The organism is Natranaerobius thermophilus JW/NM-WN-LF (assembly GCF_000020005.1).
GTDB classification, from domain to species: Bacteria; Bacillota; Natranaerobiia; order Natranaerobiales; family Natranaerobiaceae; genus Natranaerobius; species Natranaerobius thermophilus.
Genome location: NC_010718.1, coordinates 1,201,208 through 1,219,986, shown reverse-complemented (window position 1 = coordinate 1,219,986; position 18,779 = coordinate 1,201,208). Strand labels below are relative to the sequence as shown.

The following is an 18,779-nucleotide window of genomic DNA, read 5'->3' as shown; positions in this document are numbered from 1 at the left end:
AAGATTTGCAAGGTCTATTAAGAAAAGTATTGTTATTGTAAAATTACTGTAGGATTTTTTGGAGAAAGCAGGAAGGAAAGGAAGCAAAAAAGAAGAGGAACCTCACATTCTCCGCACGAGAATGAAGTATACCCAAAAAAGTAAGGAGTGAGGTTCCTCATGGAAATAATTCAACTTGTAGAAGAAAAAATCCTTCAAGTTTCAGAAAAAGTGTTAAATGTTTTAGACGGAGAAATAGAGTACGATACATTCACAAAGCTACTAAAAGAAGAGCTAGACGGTTTAGGTAGTGATATTCTTAAAGAAGTACTAGAAGCATTGGATGCCCAAATAAAAGAAAATAGAAGAGATCGTAAAGGTTGGGTCGTAGAAAGGAAAGCTGACCCCAAGAGTATCTTAACCCCATTTGGTGATATGGTATACAACCGAACATATTATAAAAATAAAGAAACAGGTGAATATAAATATCTAGCTGATGAAAAAGCTGGCATAACCTCACATATGCGAGTAGATTCTACTTTAAAATCAGATATAGCTGATGCAGCCACTAAGGTGTCGTATGAGAAAGCGACAGAAGAAGTGAGTAGGTTTAACCAAGACCTAAAATTAAGTAAACAGACAGTAGCCAATACAGTGAAAGAATTTGAATTAGAACCTCTAGAGCAACCAGAAGAAAAGAAAAAAGTATCAAACCTTTACATAGAGGCAGATGAAGATCATTTGTCTATGCAAACTTCGAAGAGATCTGAAACAAAGCTAATTTATGTCCATGAAGGAATAAAAGGTAAAAAACGTAGATCTCTTAAAAATTGTCAACATTTCACAACAATAACTGAATCCCCGGATAAATTTTGGTTAACAGTATGTGACTATATCGAATCACATTATGACACAAAGGACACAAATATTTTCATATCAGGAGATGGGGCTAAATGGATCCGAGTAGGTGAAGAATATATCCCAAATGCGACATATATATTGGATAAATTTCATCTATCCAAATACATAATAGCAGCTACCGGTCATGCCCCAAAGCTAAGGAGACAGATATATAAGAACATTAAAAACCTAGATCAAGAAGCAGTATTTGAAAATTTACAAGAAGCACTTACAAAGGCAGATACAGAAGCTAGACAGAAACGCATAATGGCAACAATTAAATATATTAAAAACAACTGGGATGGCATAGAGGCATCAGTAAACCACCCTGAAGTAGGTTGTAGTGCTGAAGGCCATGTAAGCCATATTTTAGCATCAAGAATGAGTAGTCGACCAATGGCCTGGAGTGAAAAAGGCGCAACTAAAATGGCCGAGATGTTGGCTACAAAAGCTAATGGAAAATCAGTAAAAGAAGCTTACTTATCCACAAAAGGTCGTCAAGAAGCTGAAATAGTTAACCTACAGAACCAAATAAAACAAGAACTAAAAAAACTTACAACTAAAAAGAAACTAGGAAAAGCCAACAATGGCAATGTACCTTTGATGAATGGAAAGTACAACTTAACAAGAACGGCTATAAAAGGGTTGAACAGGAAACAGATTATCTAGGAGAATTAAGGTTTCTTTTTAACCTACAGTGGCTTGACACGATCAAAAGTATTACTTCGTTTGAAAACATAAAAAATTTTTCTTATAATCAGTTAGTAGATTCAAAATAATTTTAGGAGTTGATGCTATGAGATATGAAGGAAATTTGTACAGGCCTCCAAGTGAAGCAAGAAGCCTTATTATTCAAGCTACTATTGGTTGTTCTCATAATCAATGTACTTTTTGCAGTATGTACAAAGATAAACAATTTCGTATAAGAAGTCTTGAAGAAATCATGGAAGATCTAGAAACAGCCAAAAAACAGTTTCCAAAAGTAGAAAGGATATTTTTAGCTGATGGCAATGCTTTAGCATTAAAGACGGAAAAATTAAAAGAAATTTTATTAAAAATCAAGGAATTATTTCCCGAATGTCAACGAGTAAGCATTTATAGCGGTCCAAAGGACATCTTAAGAAAAAGTCTAGATGAGCTCAAAACTTTGAATGAGTTAGGTCTATCAATAGCATATCTAGGTATAGAGTCTGGCAGTGATAATATATTAACTAAAATAAACAAAGGGGTTACTGCTCAAGAAATCACAGAAGCCGGTAAAAAAATAATGGCTTCTGGCATAAAACTCTCAGCCACTATAATTTCTGGCCTAGGAAGCAAAGAAAACTGGGAAGAACACGCTTTAGCTTCAGCAAAAGTTGCTAGTGAAATTAACCCCGACTATCTAGCTTTACTTACTTTATTAGTCCAACCGGGAACAAAACTATATGAGGATGTGAATAGCGGAAAATTCCAGCTACTAACACCAAAAGAAGTATTAAAAGAAACTAAAGTCTTTATTGAAAATCTGGATTTAGACAATTGTGTCTTCAGAAGTAACCATGCCTCTAATTACGTGACACTAGCCGGTACATTATCTCAGGAACAAGACAAACTATTAAACACCATTGAAAGCGCCCTTGAAGATGAAGGAGATAACTTCATTAAAGAAGAAGGATTCAGGCGATTGTAAAATTAAATCTTTTAAATCTTTATGTAGATATAAATGGCCGAAGCCTGATAAACTTGTCAAGCTTCGGCCATTTAATTTATTTTACTTCTCGCTACTACTATCTTGACTTTTAAAAATGATTATTACTGTTTTTCAAAAATTTCTTTAATGGTTTGGATAGCTTCATCCAAGGTTTCTTTTTCAATGACTAGAGGAGGTGCAAATCTTATTACATAATCTCTCGTTTCCTTACATAAAATTCCTTGTTCTTTCAAGGATAAACAATACGGTCTTGCTGGTTCTGTTAGTTCCATACCAATAAACAAGCCTTTTCCTCTAACTTCTTTAATAACTGGACTATTAATTTCCGCTAACTTATTATAAAAGTATTCTCCTAATTCCTTAGATCTAGCAGGCAAGTCCTCGTCCATTATCACATCTAAAGATGCCTTACCCACAACACAAGCAAGTGGATTACCTCCAAAGGTTGATCCGTGAGAACCAGGCTCAAAGACGTCCATAACCTCGTCATCAGCTGCTATACATGAAACAGGGTATACTCCTCCACCCAGTGCCTTTCCTAAAATATAAATGTCGGGCTGGACTCCTTCCCAATCACAAGCAAACAGTTTTCCCGTTCTTCCTAACCCGGTTTGAATTTCATCGGCAATAAATAAGACATTATTTTCTTTACATATATCAAAAGCTTTTTTAAGATATCCTTCCGGTGGTATTACAACTCCACCCTCGCCTTGGATCGGTTCAAATAAAAATCCGACAGTATTAGGTCCAATAGCACCTTTTAATGCTTCGAGGTCACCAAAAGGAATCTTTTTGATTTCAGGTATCATAGGTCCATAATCTTGTGTGGCTGATTCACTGGTGGATAGAGATACCGGAAACATTGTTCTGCCGTGAAAATTACTTTCACAGGCTATTATTTCAGCTTTATCGGTGTCCACTTTTTTCTTGCGATAGCCCCATCTTCTTGCAGCTTTCAGGGCTGTTTCAACAGCTTCTGCTCCAGTATTCATAGGTAGGGCCTTATCTTTAGATGTTGTCTCTGCGACTTTTTGACAAAATTCTCCTAAAATATCATTGTGGAAGGCACGTGAAGTTATAGTTAATTTTTTTGCCTGTTCAAATAAGGCATTAATTATTTTGGGATGCCTATGGCCCTGATTTAATGCAGAATAACTAGCCAGCATATCGAGATAGTAATTACCATTGACATCCTTTACCCATACCCCTTCCCCTTCAGATAACACGACAGGAAGTGGCTTATAATTGTGGGCACTATACTTCTCGGTTAATTCAACAATTTGATTTTCGTCTTTCATAAACACAACCTCCTTTTTCATCTTTTTCAATTTTTTTGATTAAAGAATTATTATACTTTTTAAAAAACCCCCCTACATTTTTAATTATCAAAAATTAAAAAATGACATAGATAACACATGCCAATTTAAACTCTATTATTAAAATTGCTAATTTTTTAATTTCGCGAAAAAGTTATGTTTTTCCTTCAAATTTGTGGATAATCTTGAATATATTGTGATAAAAATTTTATTTCTTCTGTTTTCTTAAAATTCAAAATTATTGCATAGAACTTTACAGTCTTCATTAAAAAAGATAGGGGCTTAACCTTAAAATTAACAGTTTTTAAGGACAGCCCCTTTCCTAATATAGTTTAACTTTTAGTACACGATAATAGCTGAACTTAAGTTTCGCTATTATACCTGAAATCTATCTCTTAGCCTTTCAACCCAAAATCTCAATAATATTGCAAATAATATATGTGCCCAAAAGAATGCAATAATGGGAAGTAGCTCCTCTCCAGTAGGAGGTAAGATATTCAAGATCAACATGATTGGACCAGAGGCGATTAACCATATAATAATTATCACTGCTAAAGCTTTAGTTAACGAGTTTTCCCACCCCGTATAAATTAGGGTCAATAAGTAAATAAAAGCGTAAAATATCCCCACTACGATACTCCATATCAGGGTCAGAATTAAATCTGAAAAATTTTCATCAAAAGCGGGTAAAAACATATCTATTCCCAAAAATGGTATAACTATGCTTAGTATTAACAAAAAAGCAAAAGCTCCTAAAGCCGCTAAAGTTCCCGCGTAAACAGATACTTGAATATAGTCCCTCATAATTTACCCCCATTAAAAGTGTAGTTTTATTTTGGCCCTGGGTTTTAAAAAATATTATTTCAAACTTCCTTCATCTAAAACTACATTAATAAATCTAATCCAAGCCTGCTCTTTTGATTTGATTATCTAAAAGTTTATTGGCCTCTTTTTTTACCGCTTCTTCATCTATAGTGGTAAGTTGTTGTTCCTCCATTACAATTTTTCCGTCAATAATCGTAGTAGTTACATCCGTTGCCCTAGCACAATATACTAACTTGGCAATCACGTCCTCACCTGTTCGTGGAGCCACATGTACCCCATTCAAATCTACAATTGCCAAATCAGCTAATTTTCCTTCTTCAATACTACCTAACTGTTCCTCCATACCCATGGCCTTGGCACCACCTAGAGTAGCCATTTCAAAAACTTTTTCTGCATTTATAACTGTTGGATCTAAGTTAAATGCTTTATGTATCAATGCGGCATTTCGCATTTCAACAAACATATCCATATTATTGTTACAAGGTGCACCATCTGAAGCTAAAGAGACATTCGCCCCCATTTTTAACAAATCAGGTATTTTAGCAATTCCTGAAGCAAGTTTTAAATTAGAACTAGGACAGTGTACAATTTTAGTACCAGTACTTGTTAAGATCTCCATTTCTTCTTCATTCAGCCAGATACAATGAGCCAGTATTAAATCTTCACCAGTTAAACCTAGTTTTTCAAATAATTTAACATTTCGTAAACCTGTTTTTTCTTCAACTAAGCTGGTTTCATATTGATTTTCAGAAGCATGAGTATGAATTAATACTCCGTATTCCCGAGCTAAATCCCTCACTTGGGAAAGGGCTTTTTGGCTACTTGATATGGCAAATCTAGGTGCGAATCCGTACTTAATTCTTCCATTACCCTGATTGTGCCACTTTTCCAATAATCTAACACTTTCTTGTATAGATTCTTTAGTTGTTTCTCTTAATGTTTCAGGGATATCCCCACCATCGTCCATTATACATTTACCGGTAACAGCTCGATAACCTGTGTCATAAATGGCTTTTAAGGCAGCTTCAGTATGATGGACTGTTTCCATATCGATAATTGAAGTTGTTCCACCTTTTATCAGTTCTGCAATTCCCAGATATGCGGAAATATAATTAGATTGATCCGTATGAGCCCCCTCTAAAGGCCATATTCTATTTTTTAACCAATCAAGAAGTTCTAAATCATCGGCTTGGCCTCTAAAAAGTGTTTGAGTAAGATGTACATGGGGTTGTATCATACCAGGAATAATAACTTTGTCTGTAGCATCAATCACTTGGTCCACATTGGTTGAAATGCTTTCACTGCTTATTTTTGATATTTTATTGTCTTTTATTAGAATATCTCCTGTATATATCTCTCTATCTTTATTCATCGTAACTAACAAGCCATTTTGTATTAAAGTTGTGGTCATAAATACACGCTCCCTTGCTTTATATATGTAATCAACATACCAAATAATACTATTTTATTCAACTCAGTCCTAAATGATGATATCTCTTTACAAAGATAGGGTCAACTGATAAGATGATTGTAATCGAACTAAAAATCGTTTTCCTGGTATATTTTCGTATTATCTCCGAATTTTATTTCTTATTTTGTATTATTGTTTATTTTAATTGTGTTGAAACAACTCAGGAAATGCTAATTTATGAGTCCTTTAATCAACAATTTATATATATATTAACGAAGGGAGGAATTGAAGTGGAAGAGGAATGCGGAATTTTTGGAATATATGCCCCAGATCAAGACGTAGCCCAATTAACTTATTACGGGTTATATGCTCTACAACATCGTGGTCAAGAAAGTACCGGAATTTCTGTTTCCAATTCAAATAAGTTAGTAACTAATAAAAATATGGGATTAGTTAATGAGGTTTTCGATGAGCACAATTTATCTGAACTAACTGGCATCAGCGCCATAGGTCATGTTCGCTATACAACAGAGGGAGACAGTTCGGTTGTTAATGCTCAACCCTTAACTGTAAAATGCAAATTAGGTGAGCTATCTGTGGCTCATAATGGCAATTTAATAAATTCCGAAGAACTTAGAAATCGACTAGAAAAAGAAGGTACTATTTTCCATACCAATAGTGACAGTGAAATCCTGGCACATCTTTTGGCGAAATCTCAAGAAAATGATTTATTAGCAGCTTTTCAAGAAGTTATAAAATCCATTCAAGGAGCTTATAACTTTTTAATGTTAACCCCAGACAAAATATTAGCAGTACGTGATCCCTGGGGATTTAGACCTCTATCTCTGGGAAAGGTCGCGGGAAACTACGTAGTGGCTTCGGAAACTTGTGCCTTTGATACTATTGGAGCAGAATTTCTCCGCGATATAGAACCAGGTGAAATGGTCTGTATTGATCACAATGGTTTAAATTCTTATCAGGTTTTTGAGAAAACAAAACCTTCACTGTGCATGTTTGAATATATTTATTTTGCAAGACCTGATAGCAACATAAATAATCGCAATGTTCACCTAGTCCGAAAAGAGCTAGGGCGCGAATTAGCTAAGGAATTACCAGAGGAAATCCCAGCTAAAGCAGATCTGGTTTCTGGTGTTCCTGATTCAAGTCTTTCAGCAGCATCAGGAGTTTCCGAAGAATTGCCAGCACCTTACGAAATGGCTCTGATAAAAAATCGCTATGTAGGAAGAACTTTTATCAAACCTAATCAAACTAATCGAGAAATCAGCGTAAAAATTAAATTAAACCCTGTTGAGAGAACAGTAGCAAATAAAAATTTAATTTTAGTTGATGATTCTATTGTCCGTGGTACTACCATTTCCAACATAATAAAAACACTTAAAAAATCCGGCACAAGTCAAATTCATGTCTTGGTCAGTTCTCCTCCAGTTAAATATCCTTGTTGTTTCGGTATAGATACTTCCACCAGTAGTGAACTGATTGCCAGTAATCAATCCGTTTCTAATATAAAAGATCATATTCAAGCTGATAGTCTTCAATATTTGAGTGTTGAAGGTATGCTTCGAGCGGTTAACAATGTCAGTAAGATTCAAAATAATGAAGGTTTCTGTTTAGCTTGTTTTAACGGTGAAAACCCGAGCTTGTAAACATTTCAAATTATATTAGTGGAAAGAACAAAAACCAGGCGCCGGTAGCCACAGAACTTAGGCGCCTGGTTTTTTTATAACTCCTGAATTGTCACCTTGTAAGATGAACTTTTAAAATGAAGATTTATGATCTGCTTATTTTTTACAGGCTGTTTAATTAAATCTACCAAATTATCAAACCAAAGATCATGTTTATGTTTCTTTTGTCTTGCTTCTTCCAACGAAATTTTATTAAATTTAATTCGGTCTCCAGGTTTAGCCTGTCCTAGCTTATATATCTCATAAGAAGCTACCGTAGCAATTTTGGGATAACCTCCTGTTGTTTGCCGATCTTTCATCATGATAATTGGCTGTCCGTGCCCGGGGACTTGGATCCCTCCTAAGGGAATACCATCTGAAATTATATCTGCTGCTCCCTGATGTTCAATTTCCGGACCATTCAAGCGATAACCCATTCTATCTGCAGCATCGCTTATCTGATATTCTTGTGAAAGAAAGGTATTGACTCCTTGTTCAGAAAAATAATCAACTTGTGGACCCAAAATAACATCTATTTCATAAGGTGATATGAATGTAGGCCAATACTTAGTTGGCAAGGGAGACCTTTGATCTATATGTGAAAAGTCCAGTGAAGAATAGGAACAGGCATCTAAGGTGTCCCCTTTTTTTACCTGCCTTCCTTCTATCCCTCCAATTTGGCCTTTGAGGTAAGTGGAACGACTTTGCATGACTAAAGGCACATCAACTCCACCTAAAACACACAGGTATCCTCTTAAACCCTCTTGGATCCCAGAAAAACTGATTTGATCCCCTGGACACAGATGTAATGGAGCATACATGGGACTTAGTTCACCATTCACTTTTACTTGGCAACGCCCCCCGGTAACAGCCACCAATGTCTCTTTTTTTATTTCTAATTCGGGACCTTTTAAAGTGAATTCTATTGCTGCGGCATTGGGCTCATTTCCTAGAAGATAATTTCCTAATTGAAAGGAAACTTCATCCATGGCTCCCGATGGGGCCATGCCATACCTTTGAAACCCAAATCTACCTAAATCCTGTATTGTGGTAAATGGCCCCGGGTCTGTTATTTTAATTGTACTCATTAGAACCCCCCATCACCTTTTAAAGGCACTGTTTATTTAGTTGCTGATACTGTAAAATTTTCAACTTTAATACAGCACTTATAAAAAATATTTTATAAAGCTATCCGAGATTAGTTGAATCCGGCTAATACTTATTTTTAAATTCTCGATATTCATCTTCAGTAATAGGATAAAACTTTAAGTGATATCCTGGTTTCGGCAGGAAAGGATCTTCTTTGTTAGGATCATAAAACTTTAATGGTGTGCGTCCTATTAGTTGCCATCCTCCTGGACTTTCTAAGGGATATACACCAGTCTGACTACCAGCAATGCCTACTGAACCTTCAGGAATTTTAGCCCTGGGGTCTTTTAATCGGGGTGTAGCTATTTTCTCCGACATTCCACCTAAATAGGTGAACCCAGGAACAAAACCTAGCATATAAATTAAATAAGTTGTTGTATGATGTATTTCTATCACCTGATCTGAAGTTAGATTGTTGTACTCCGCTACATATTCTAAATCTGGCCCGTATTCACCACCATAAACAACAGGTATATTTAGAGTTTTTGGCTCAGGAATCTCCTTTTCTTCCAGATAATGAGGTATTTCAACTAATTTTTTTGACAGGGTTTCAAAATCCCAGTATTTTTCATCGTAGTATATTAGTAATGATCTATAAGTTGGTATTATTTCTGTAATGCCTTTTAATTGAAACTCCTCTCTCAACAAATGATCCGTTGCTCTTATTTTAGCATTGACTTCTGGTGAAATCTCATTTTCGAACTCCATAACAACAGCTTTATCCCCGGCAGGTAATATCTGTAATTTTGACATGCTATCCCTCCACATTAATAAGGCCCCTAAACTTGTCAGGGGCCCTTTGAATTCTCAAGTTATAATAATAGTAGCTTACAGAAGTACCCCTGTAAGAGCATCGTATAAGGATTTTAAACCAAGGATAACAGCAACTATTAATACAATTATACCTAAAACATTATGAATAGGGCCATTTGTCCATGCTCCTAGACGTTTCTTGTTATTACTAATCCAGATTAAGAAAAAGGCAGCAATAGGTAACATGATTCCATTTGCAATCTGTGCAATTAAGATGACGGTAACAGGATCGTAACCCATCCCAGAACCTACCACACCTATTGCAAGTATAATCATTAGTACAATTCTAAAGTTTCTACCTTTCAAATCCCTTCTCCAACCCAGGGCACCAGCAGTAGCATAAGCACCCGCAAGTGGTGCTGTTACAGCCGATGATAGTCCGGCACCAAATAATCCTATGGCAAAAAACCATTTGGCCCAAGCGCCTAACAACGGTGATAACTGTTCTGCCATGGCTGCCCCATCTTCCGGAACTACACCCGTCCCATAAAATGTAGCTGAAGCTGTCACAATAATTGCCAGGGTTATTATTCCACCTAAGATAATGGAAAAGAAAGTGTCAAACCTGGCTTGGGGTAAATCTTTGGGATCAGTCCAACGTTCTTGGACAGCAGAAGCATGAAGAAATAAATTATAAGGAACAACTGTAGTTCCAATCAAACCAATGGCAAAAGCCAATCCTCCTTCAGGTATTTCGGGTACAAACATACCAGAAAGTACTTCACCCATATTTGGGCTCACCACTAAAGCTGTGATTATAAAAGCCATACTCATAACAATTACAAGACCAATTAAAAATTTCTCAACTATTTTATAACTGCCTGACCAAAGTATAAATGCAGCTATTATACCTATTACAGGTCCTACTATGTTAACATGTATACCTGTTAAAGTTTCCACTCCAAGGGCTCCACCCAAAATATTTCCGGTTTCAAAGGCAGCTGCCCCAACCCCTATGGCCACAACTACAAGAATAATACTGAACCATTTAATTATAGGGTTTTCAAATTCATTTCGAAGTGCTTCTCCTAATTCCATTTTTGATACAATTCCAACTCTCATCGACATTTCCTGTAAAACTATAGTTGCAAATATAGAAAATACCAATGCCCATAATAATGTGTACCCATATTCTGCTCCTGTTACAGTAGCCGTAGTTACTGTTCCGGGTCCAATAAAAGCTGCTGCTACTAAAGCACCAGGGCCAATATTTTTTAATCGTTTAACAAAATTCATATTGTGTCCTCCCTTCTTGTTTAGCTCGGTAATATACCGAACTAGCCTGTAAACCAGGTCCCAAGACTTTTAACTGTGATACCATGTTCTTGTAACATATGTCTAATACTTGCTGCTAATTCTACAGCTTCAGGGTTATCACCGTGAACACAAATAGTATCAGGATTAATGTTTAATTTTGTGCCGTCTTTGGCAGTTACAACACCCTCAGAAGCCATTTGTACAACCCTTTCAATTATTGTCTCTTTATCATGTAATACAGCACCTGCTTCTTGTCTCGATACTAGGGTACCATCAGGATTATACTGTCGGTCAGCAAAAGCTTCTTTAGCCACTTTCAACCCTTCTTCTCTTCCGATTTGCTCCATTTTAGAGCCAGCCAATGCAATATAAATCAAATTTGGATCAGTCAGTTTAATTGCCTTAGCAACAGCCCGGGCTAAATTTTCATCTACACTTGCCATATTATTTAGAGCACCATGAGGTTTAACATGACTCAACCCCACACCATTAGCTTCACAAAAACTCCTAATGGCTCCAATTTGATAGATCAATTCGTTTACTATCTCTTCACCTGTCATGTGAATCTTCCTTCTTCCAAATCCCTGAAGGTCATTAAAACCAGGATGAGCTCCGACCCCCACCTTATTGTCCCTAGCTAATTTAACAGTATAGTCCATTACTTGTGGGTCCCCTGCATGAAAGCCACATGCTATATTTGCAGAGCTAATGTAGTTAATCACCTCTTCATCACATCCAATTTTGTAATGACCAAAACTTTCTCCCATATCACAATTTAAATCAATCACCTTCATAATCCATACCTCCTTAAGCAACAAATTTAGCTAAGTCTATTATTAGATATTAAAATAATCTAATTTTTAATATCAATTATATTATAACTGGAAATAATCCATATCCTTTTTATCAGTTATAAACATATGTCCAGGAGCATGGGTGATTACAAATTCCGGGCGGTAATTCATAATTACTGCTTGAGGTGTAACACCACATGCCCAGAACACTGGTATTTCTCCACTTTCAACATTCACCCTGTTTCCAAAATCAGGAGAATCCAAATCTTTAATTCCAATCTTTTCTGGAGACCCTATGTGTATCGGAGCGCCATGAACTGCTGGAAACCTAGAAGTAATTTGAATAGCTTCTGTTAACTTATTTTCAGGAATAGGACGCATGCTGACAACCATATTACCATGAAATACACCGGCATCTTTGCATTTTATATTCGTTCTATACATGGGGACATTTACGCCCTCTTCAATATGGCGTACCGGTACTCCTCGTTGTAAAAAAAAGGATTCAAAAGTAAAACTGCAACCAAGCAGAAAAGACACCAAGTCCTGAGTCCAGTACTTATTTATATCTGTAACTTCTGCACTTTTGACACCATCCCTGTAAATATAGTATCTAGGAAGGTCAGTACGTAAGTCCTTTCCAGGTGCAGTTTCCTTTGGTTCATACTTCCCTGTGTCAATAACTTCCAGGAGAGGGCATGGTTTTGGATTTCTTTGGCAAAAAAGTAAAAAGTCGTATGCCAAATTTTGGGGTAGAATGACCAAATTGGCCTGGGTAAACCCATTCATCAACCCCGTTGTGGGACCATCATATTGCCCTTCTTTAATCCTCTGTCTAATCTCTGTTTCATTTTGTTTCCAGGTCATATCTTCACCCCAATATTTTAAATATTCCTAAATTTGTGATTTAACGCTAATTTCAATAAATTAATTAATTAAACTCATAAATCCTTGAAATATTTATTCGACATTGACTACCTAATTTCCTTTTTTGTTATGTTATATATAATTTAGCTATTGCGATTAGATGTGTGTTTTGTTATTATTTAATTCGATATCGAAATTCGATATATGGAGGGAACCAACCATGTCATGTAAGGTACATAGAAAATTATTTTTAGGTTTTATGCAGTTGCATATTTTGCATCACGCTAAGAAAGAGCCATTTTTCGGAGCATGGATGATAGAAGAATTAAAATATCATGGCTATGACATTAGCCCTGGTACTTTATATCCTATCCTCCACAATATGGAAAAAGATGGCTTAATAATCAAAGAAGAGTCGCTAGTATCCGGGAAAGTGAGAAAATACTATAAAATTACTCAATTAGGTGAGGAAATTTTAGAAGAAGGCAAACAAAAAGCAAAAGAATTATTTAATGAAATTATCGATTGACACTCTCTATCAAATTCATGAAGTGAAATTAAACTTCTACAGTTATCAACATTCAACAGCCAATATTAAAAAAAGGGAGAGGTTATATGTTTGTCTTAAAAAAAGTACATTATAAAGATATTTTAAGTATTAATGAACTTACACTCCCCGAAAAGAAAGTTAGCTGTATTATAGGTGAAAGTGGGAGTGGAAAAACAACATTATTAAAACTATTAAATCAATTGATTAGTCACGATGGCGGAGAAATTTGGTTTCAAAATCATCTTATTGAAAAATGGGATCCCATCACATTAAGAAGAAATGTCGTTATGGTACCTCAAACCCCTGTAATAACTTCGGAAAGCATTAGAGAAAATCTCAATTTAGGAGCGACTATGTCAGATCAGTCTCCCAAAGACGATGAAGAACTGAAAAATGTCCTTGAATTTATGAAATTAGATAAGAACTTAAACCAAAATGCAGATAATCTTTCGAGTGGAGAAAAACAAAGGTTATCATTGGCTAGAGTGATGTTAATGGATCCATCTGTCTTTTTACTAGATGAACCATCTTCGGCTTTGGACGAGGACCTCGAGGACTTAATTATTTCAAAATTCATTGATTACGCAGTTAATAAAAATAAAACAGTTATCATGGTGACTCATTCTAAAAAAATTGGTCAGAAACAATCCGATGTTTTGATAAACATAGATAATGGCAAAGCTGTCATTAAAAAGGGGGGTAATCAAGAATGGAGGCTGGAGTAGTTGAATTAGGTTTTTATCAGATGTTATCAGCTTATATTTTTGTAATAATTCTGTTATTAATTGTCAAAGTCAAGCAAATCCCTAGAGAAAAAGAAATCATCTTATCTACTATCAGAATGACAATCCAATTAATGCTTATGGGCTATGTATTAATTTTTATTTTTGATAATCAACATCCGTTACTGACACTATTTGTGATTTTAGTTATGGAAACCTTTGCTGTTATAAACATCTTTAGCAGAGCTAAGAAAAAATTGAGCTTATACTTTAAGAAAATTATAGCTTTTTCAATGGTTTTTGGCACTTTAATCACCTTATTCTATTTTATCTTTATAGTTATCAATGTCACCCCTTGGTATGATCCAAGATACTTTGTTACTATTGCTGGCATGTTAATTGGTAATTCTATGACTGGTATTACCCTTGGCGTAGAACGTATGTCTGACGGAATGGAAACAGAAAAAGAAACTGTCGAAGGGTATCTAATGCTAGGTGCAAGACCAAATGTTGCAGCAAAAAGAATCATTAATAATTCTTTTGAATCTGCAATTATACCGACTATTAATAATATGATGGGTATGGGAATTATCTTTTTACCAGGTATGATGACCGGTCAAATTTTATCCGGAATTTCACCTTTGACAGCAATTTCATATCAAATTGCAATTATGTTAGGTATACTAGGAGGAGTTTCTCTAACAGTAATTACCTTTGTCCAACTGGGTTACAAAACCTTTTTCAACGAAAAAAATCAATTAATAAACGACACTGGTGATTATTAATTGGTTAATTCACCCTGATAAGTGTTATTTAATTTATTTACAATTTTTACAATAACCATAAAAGTGTAATCTATGGTCTGAAATTTTAAAATTATGCTGAGTCTCAATATTATTTTCTAATTTTTTTAGTAAGTCATCTTTAACTTCAAAAATTTGATTACAATTTAGGCAAATCAAATGATGGTGATGGCTAGATCCGGTACGAGTTAATTCGTATCTACTACATCCATCACCAAAATGTAACTTATGTACAATTTCAAGTTCCTCAAATAAATCCAAAGTTCTATAAACTGTAGCAAATCCAATGTCTGAATTTTTTTCTTTGGATAGCTGTAAAATTTCTTCTGCACTTAAGTGATGTCCTTTATTTTCAAATAAAACCTTGAGAATAGTTTTTCTTTGAGGTGTGAATTTATAATTATAAAACTTTTTTTCTATTTCTGCTAAATCTAACTCGTAATCCATTAAAGATCCCTGCCTTTCCTAATGTCAATTCTAGTTTATTTATTAACATATGTCAATAACTTAATGGGAGGTGCTAGTGCTAGTCCCAGTCCGATATTTCCATAATATCACAATTAGCACTAAAGCTATTATCAATAGTTTTACCCACAATAGTAATGAGGAAGAAATTAAAGATATGAAACCCAAACCAAAGAAAATGAAGCTAGAAAAAAGCTTCATTTTTCTATAGGAAAACTTATCTTTTAATTTATACCCTAGAAAAATTCCTATGGCATCGGCAGTTAACATACCTAGCATAACCCCACCAAAAATTAACAAAGGCGACCCATGGTTGGCAGCATAAACTGCTGTAGCCAATTGTGTTTTGTCACCTAGCTCTGCCAGTGTAAATAATGTTGCTACGGAAACTAAAGAGCCAAATCCACATTTTTGTGAGTGTTCTAAAGTATCAATACCTTCTTCTTTTTCCCACAAAGTCCATAAACCGAATCCTAGAAAAGCCATAGCAGAAATGATAGTTATAAGTTCTAGGTTTATAATATTACTAATATAGGCACCAAAAAATACGGCTGCCCCATTGTTTATGATGGTACTAATAACAATACCCATTAAAATAGTTTTCACTTTATAACAGCTTGTCAAACTAAATGCCATTAACTGAGATTTGTCACCCATTTCGGCAAAAAATATCATGAAAAAAGCGCCAATAAAAATAGACATTAATATCATCCTTCCTATGAAAACACTAAAATGCGAGACCTCAAAGTTAAAATAAAAAGGTCTCGCAATTTTAATAAGTATCTCTTAAATTAATCAGTTCTGTTTCAAATGCAGTTATTTCTTGTTTTTATTTTATCACATTTGTTATGATAGAGAAAACATAACTAAATCTTTTGGCAGGAGGATCAAAAATGAAACTATTAGTCGTGACCATCAGTGACAGAACAAAATTAACCCCTATCTTAGATAAGTTTTATGAACGAGGTATTAAAGGCGCTACAGTGATTGACAGTCATGGTATGGGACATTTGATTGCCGATCATTTTCCTTTCTTTTCAAGATTTGCTGAAATTGGAGATCCACAAAGTGATTTAAACTATACAATTTTTTCAGTGATTAAAGATGAAGGACTAGTAGACAGAGCTATTAAAACTATCGAAGAAGAAGTAGGTGATTTAGAAGAAGAGAATTCTGGTTTAGCCTTTGTCTTGCCCATAGATTACGTAAAAGGCTTTCCTAAACAAGATTAAATTCTTAATAATATCTGTGATAATTTGACAAAAGTGTTATAATTAAAATTGGAATATTTACAAAAAATTTAAATTAATACACATGTAAAATTGAGGGGATTTAACTAATGTTGGAATCGACCACCTTAGCAGCAGGAGCTATTTTGTTAATTGGATTACTTGGAGGAAAGCTAGCAAATTATATAAAATTGCCATCAGTTACCGGCTATCTTATAGCCGGATTAATAGTGGGACCATCACTACTAAATCTGATACCTGATGAAACACTAACGAATCTTGAACCCATTAATGAATTAGCTTTGGGTATTATAGCCATATCTATTGGCGGAGAGTTGACATCAAGTAAACTGAAGTTAGTTAAACAACAACTCCCTCCCATTTTCTTCTCAGAAACCGCTTTAACTTTCATAACAGTAACTGGAGTCTGTTATTTAATATCTAATGATTGGCCCCTATCTCTAGTATTAGGTATCCTTTCCCTGGCTACCGCTCCAGCAGCCATAATTTCTATATTGAAAGAATATCGAGCCCGAGGTGACTTTCCTCGATTGCTAAAGTCTTTAATAGCCCTGGATAATTTGTTCTGTATAGTTGGATTTGGGATAATCACCTCATTACTAAGGATTTTATTTTATCAATCCATAGAACCTGAAAATGGCATTATCTGGGCTGTTTTTGAAGAGTTAGTCATAGCTCTAGCTTTGGCTTTATTTTTAGGGTTTGTACTGCTAATGTTAAATCGGTTTTCTTATAATGATGACAAGCTTCTAGTAATAAATTTGGGTATGTTATTATTTGCCGTTGGAGCTGCTGAAAGTTTAGGACTCCCTTCTTTGTTAATAGCAATGATAATGGGAGCTATTATAGCCAATTATTCCAAAAATTCTAAAGCTGTATTTCGGGTTCTAAATAGAATTGAATTTCCCATCTTGGTTGCCTTTTTAACCCTAGCTGGTATTAAATTAAACCTAGGTATCATTTCTGAAATAGGAGTACTAGCAATTGGTTATATCCTAGCACGACTTGCGGGAAAAATTGGTGGTGCACGATTAGGAGCTATGTTTAGTAAAGATTTGCCTCGCAAATCTCGTCAAAATATTGGTTTAGCCCTGACACCTCAGGCGGGCGTAGCAATCGGTCTAGCCATTTTAGCTGAAAATAAACTCCCGATCGAAGATGGATTAATAATAACTCTTATTTTGTCAACAGTCATCTTTTTTGAACTAGTTGGTCCCGTATTGGTTAAACTAGCTTTAAAAAATTGTGATTGCATAGAGGAGTAAGTTTGTTCTGTTTTATTTTATTGTTATTTAAGGTAAGGAGGACTTTATAAATGAACAGAAAAATTACTGAATCAATAACCTGGGTAGGGAAAATTGATTGGGATTTAAATACCTTTCACGGTCAGGAATTACGGTCAGGAATACTCTACTCATCGGGGAACTAGTTACAACTCTTATCTTGTCAGAGACGAAAAAAAATGTCCTGATTGATACCGAGCGGAATGGGATCCTCATCAGGGCGCTTTAGAAAGAGCCGAAGACTTTGGAAAGCAATTTGCAAAACAATTACAGGAGACGAAATAAGATAAAACACCTCACAACATCACACGAGATGTGAGCCTAATAAATAATATTTAGAGCATAAAAATGCCCCCGCAACGCGGGGGTTTTTTATGGTGCTCATGCAGGAGAAAAATCACCTATATCAAATTCTAGTTCTGCTTCATCAACTCGCCTCTCGCCTTGAATTATCTTGTTAGGTAATTCGCCACCCAATCTTTCTTTGGCAATACTACAAAACTTTGCCTTGTTAGGTATCTTCATATTTTCCAATTCCCAGTCCTCTAAGCTATAGAAAATCGAAGCATCAGTTTTGATAGGATATATTTGGGATAAAACGTCTCGTAAGTCACTCATAATGATAATTATTTGTTCTTCTGCTTGTTTATCCAGTTTTGGATTTTCTAATTGTTCTTTAAAAAATGATTCTTGGTAGGCCTGGAAATAGGTTAGTTCTAACTCATGTTCACATAAACTGTTATAATGGTCATTTAATTCATCAAAATCTTCATGAATATTTTCTAATTGACGTTTAGCATTTTTATCTACTTCCTCTTCATCACCACAATGAAACATCACTTCTTCTAATCTAGTTAAGGTTGTTCTAACTTGTCTGGCAAAAACATCTATTTCTTCTTGTTCCCCTGAACGAACTTCCTGTTTAGAAGCTTCCTCAATTTCGGCACAGGCTGTCAAGATTCCAATGACAATGGGCATAACCAACACTGTTATCACCATAAGAATATTCTTACGGTTAAG

19 protein-coding genes and 1 pseudogene are annotated in these 18,779 nt (G+C 35.1%); 9 read left to right on the top strand and 11 right to left on the bottom strand.

The window, feature by feature from the left end; translation table 11 throughout:
* The first annotated feature begins 159 nt into the window (after positions 1 to 159).
* Both NTHER_RS05835 and NTHER_RS05830 read left to right on the top strand, forming a co-directional pair.
* A complete protein-coding gene (locus NTHER_RS05835; RefSeq protein WP_012447610.1) occupies positions 160 to 1,548 on the top strand; it encodes an ISLre2-like element ISNth2 family transposase in 1,389 nt (462 codons plus the stop codon).
* Between the two features lie 127 nt (positions 1,549 to 1,675).
* On the top strand, positions 1,676 to 2,551 hold the full coding sequence (locus NTHER_RS05830; RefSeq protein ID WP_012447609.1) for a radical SAM protein: 876 nt from the start codon (positions 1,676 to 1,678) through the stop codon (positions 2,549 to 2,551).
* A gap of 122 nt (positions 2,552 to 2,673) precedes the next feature.
* Here the strand turns inward: NTHER_RS05830 and NTHER_RS05825 are convergent, their stop codons facing one another.
* The 3 genes from NTHER_RS05825 to NTHER_RS05815 all read right to left on the bottom strand — a co-directional run bounded on the left by NTHER_RS05825 (position 2,674) and on the right by NTHER_RS05815 (position 6,124).
* Complete coding sequence (locus NTHER_RS05825; protein WP_012447608.1) at positions 2,674 to 3,870, bottom strand: ornithine--oxo-acid transaminase; 1,197 nt, start codon at positions 3,868 to 3,870, stop codon at positions 2,674 to 2,676.
* Positions 3,871 to 4,263: 393 nt separating this feature from the next.
* On the bottom strand, positions 4,264 to 4,692 hold the full coding sequence (locus NTHER_RS05820; protein ID WP_012447607.1) for a hypothetical protein: 429 nt from the start codon (positions 4,690 to 4,692) through the stop codon (positions 4,264 to 4,266).
* A gap of 94 nt (positions 4,693 to 4,786) precedes the next feature.
* The gene (locus NTHER_RS05815; RefSeq protein ID WP_012447606.1) at positions 4,787 to 6,124 is read right to left on the bottom strand and encodes a 5'-deoxyadenosine deaminase; all 1,338 of its coding nucleotides are present in this window, start codon (positions 6,122 to 6,124) and stop codon (positions 4,787 to 4,789) included.
* 290 nt (positions 6,125 to 6,414) lie between these two features.
* Between NTHER_RS05815 and purF the strand changes: the two genes are divergently transcribed.
* Positions 6,415 to 7,788: an amidophosphoribosyltransferase gene (purF, locus tag NTHER_RS05810; RefSeq protein ID WP_202943871.1), complete on the top strand. Its 1,374-nt coding sequence runs from the start codon at positions 6,415 to 6,417 to the stop codon at positions 7,786 to 7,788.
* 74 nt (positions 7,789 to 7,862) lie between these two features.
* Here purF and NTHER_RS05805 read toward each other — a convergent pair whose 3' ends face one another.
* From NTHER_RS05805 to NTHER_RS05785, 5 genes are all read right to left on the bottom strand, one after another.
* Positions 7,863 to 8,894 (bottom strand): 5-oxoprolinase subunit C family protein, encoded by a 1,032-nt coding sequence (locus NTHER_RS05805; protein WP_012447604.1) that lies wholly within the window; start codon positions 8,892 to 8,894, stop codon positions 7,863 to 7,865.
* A 124-nt stretch (positions 8,895 to 9,018) separates the two neighbouring features.
* Positions 9,019 to 9,708 (bottom strand): 5-oxoprolinase subunit PxpB, encoded by a 690-nt coding sequence (gene pxpB, locus NTHER_RS05800; protein ID WP_012447603.1) that lies wholly within the window; start codon positions 9,706 to 9,708, stop codon positions 9,019 to 9,021.
* 75 nt (positions 9,709 to 9,783) lie between these two features.
* Positions 9,784 to 11,004 (bottom strand): Nramp family divalent metal transporter, encoded by a 1,221-nt coding sequence (locus NTHER_RS05795; protein ID WP_012447602.1) that lies wholly within the window; start codon positions 11,002 to 11,004, stop codon positions 9,784 to 9,786.
* Positions 11,005 to 11,045: 41 nt separating this feature from the next.
* A complete protein-coding gene (locus NTHER_RS05790) occupies positions 11,046 to 11,819 on the bottom strand; it encodes a LamB/YcsF family protein (protein ID WP_012447601.1) in 774 nt (257 codons plus the stop codon).
* Positions 11,820 to 11,900: 81 nt separating this feature from the next.
* A complete protein-coding gene (locus NTHER_RS05785) occupies positions 11,901 to 12,686 on the bottom strand; it encodes a putative hydro-lyase (RefSeq protein WP_012447600.1) in 786 nt (261 codons plus the stop codon).
* Between the two features lie 220 nt (positions 12,687 to 12,906).
* Here NTHER_RS05785 and NTHER_RS05780 point away from each other — a divergent pair, with 220 nt between their 5' ends.
* The 3 genes from NTHER_RS05780 (at position 12,907) to NTHER_RS05770 (ending at position 14,743) form a co-directional block, all read left to right on the top strand.
* A complete protein-coding gene (locus tag NTHER_RS05780) occupies positions 12,907 to 13,215 on the top strand; it encodes a PadR family transcriptional regulator (RefSeq protein ID WP_012447599.1) in 309 nt (102 codons plus the stop codon).
* Between the two features lie 86 nt (positions 13,216 to 13,301).
* Complete coding sequence (locus NTHER_RS05775) at positions 13,302 to 13,961, top strand: ABC transporter ATP-binding protein (protein ID WP_012447598.1); 660 nt, start codon at positions 13,302 to 13,304, stop codon at positions 13,959 to 13,961.
* The gene (locus NTHER_RS05770; protein WP_012447597.1) at positions 13,946 to 14,743 is read left to right on the top strand and encodes an ABC transporter permease; all 798 of its coding nucleotides are present in this window, start codon (positions 13,946 to 13,948) and stop codon (positions 14,741 to 14,743) included. The genes NTHER_RS05775 and NTHER_RS05770 overlap by 16 nt, the downstream gene beginning before the upstream one ends.
* A gap of 33 nt (positions 14,744 to 14,776) precedes the next feature.
* Here NTHER_RS05770 and NTHER_RS05765 read toward each other — a convergent pair whose 3' ends face one another.
* The gene (locus NTHER_RS05765; protein WP_012447596.1) at positions 14,777 to 15,208 is read right to left on the bottom strand and encodes a Fur family transcriptional regulator; all 432 of its coding nucleotides are present in this window, start codon (positions 15,206 to 15,208) and stop codon (positions 14,777 to 14,779) included.
* Between the two features lie 60 nt (positions 15,209 to 15,268).
* On the bottom strand, positions 15,269 to 15,928 hold the full coding sequence (locus NTHER_RS05760) for a TMEM165/GDT1 family protein (protein WP_012447595.1): 660 nt from the start codon (positions 15,926 to 15,928) through the stop codon (positions 15,269 to 15,271).
* Positions 15,929 to 16,119: 191 nt separating this feature from the next.
* On the opposite strand from NTHER_RS05760, the gene NTHER_RS05755 reads away from it, so the two are divergent.
* The 3 genes and pseudogenes from NTHER_RS05755 to NTHER_RS16500 all read left to right on the top strand — a co-directional run.
* Complete coding sequence (locus NTHER_RS05755) at positions 16,120 to 16,458, top strand: P-II family nitrogen regulator (protein WP_012447594.1); 339 nt, start codon at positions 16,120 to 16,122, stop codon at positions 16,456 to 16,458.
* Between the two features lie 107 nt (positions 16,459 to 16,565).
* A complete protein-coding gene (locus NTHER_RS05750; protein WP_012447593.1) occupies positions 16,566 to 17,741 on the top strand; it encodes a cation:proton antiporter in 1,176 nt (391 codons plus the stop codon).
* Positions 17,742 to 17,791: 50 nt separating this feature from the next.
* Positions 17,792 to 17,936: pseudogene (locus NTHER_RS16500) on the top strand (anaerobic nitric oxide reductase flavorubredoxin); the annotation flags it as partial.
* A 204-nt stretch (positions 17,937 to 18,140) separates the two neighbouring features.
* Here NTHER_RS16500 and NTHER_RS05745 read toward each other — a convergent pair.
* Positions 18,141 to 18,758 (bottom strand): hypothetical protein, encoded by a 618-nt coding sequence (locus tag NTHER_RS05745; RefSeq protein ID WP_012447591.1) that lies wholly within the window; start codon positions 18,756 to 18,758, stop codon positions 18,141 to 18,143.
* Positions 18,759 to 18,779 lie beyond the last annotated feature (21 nt).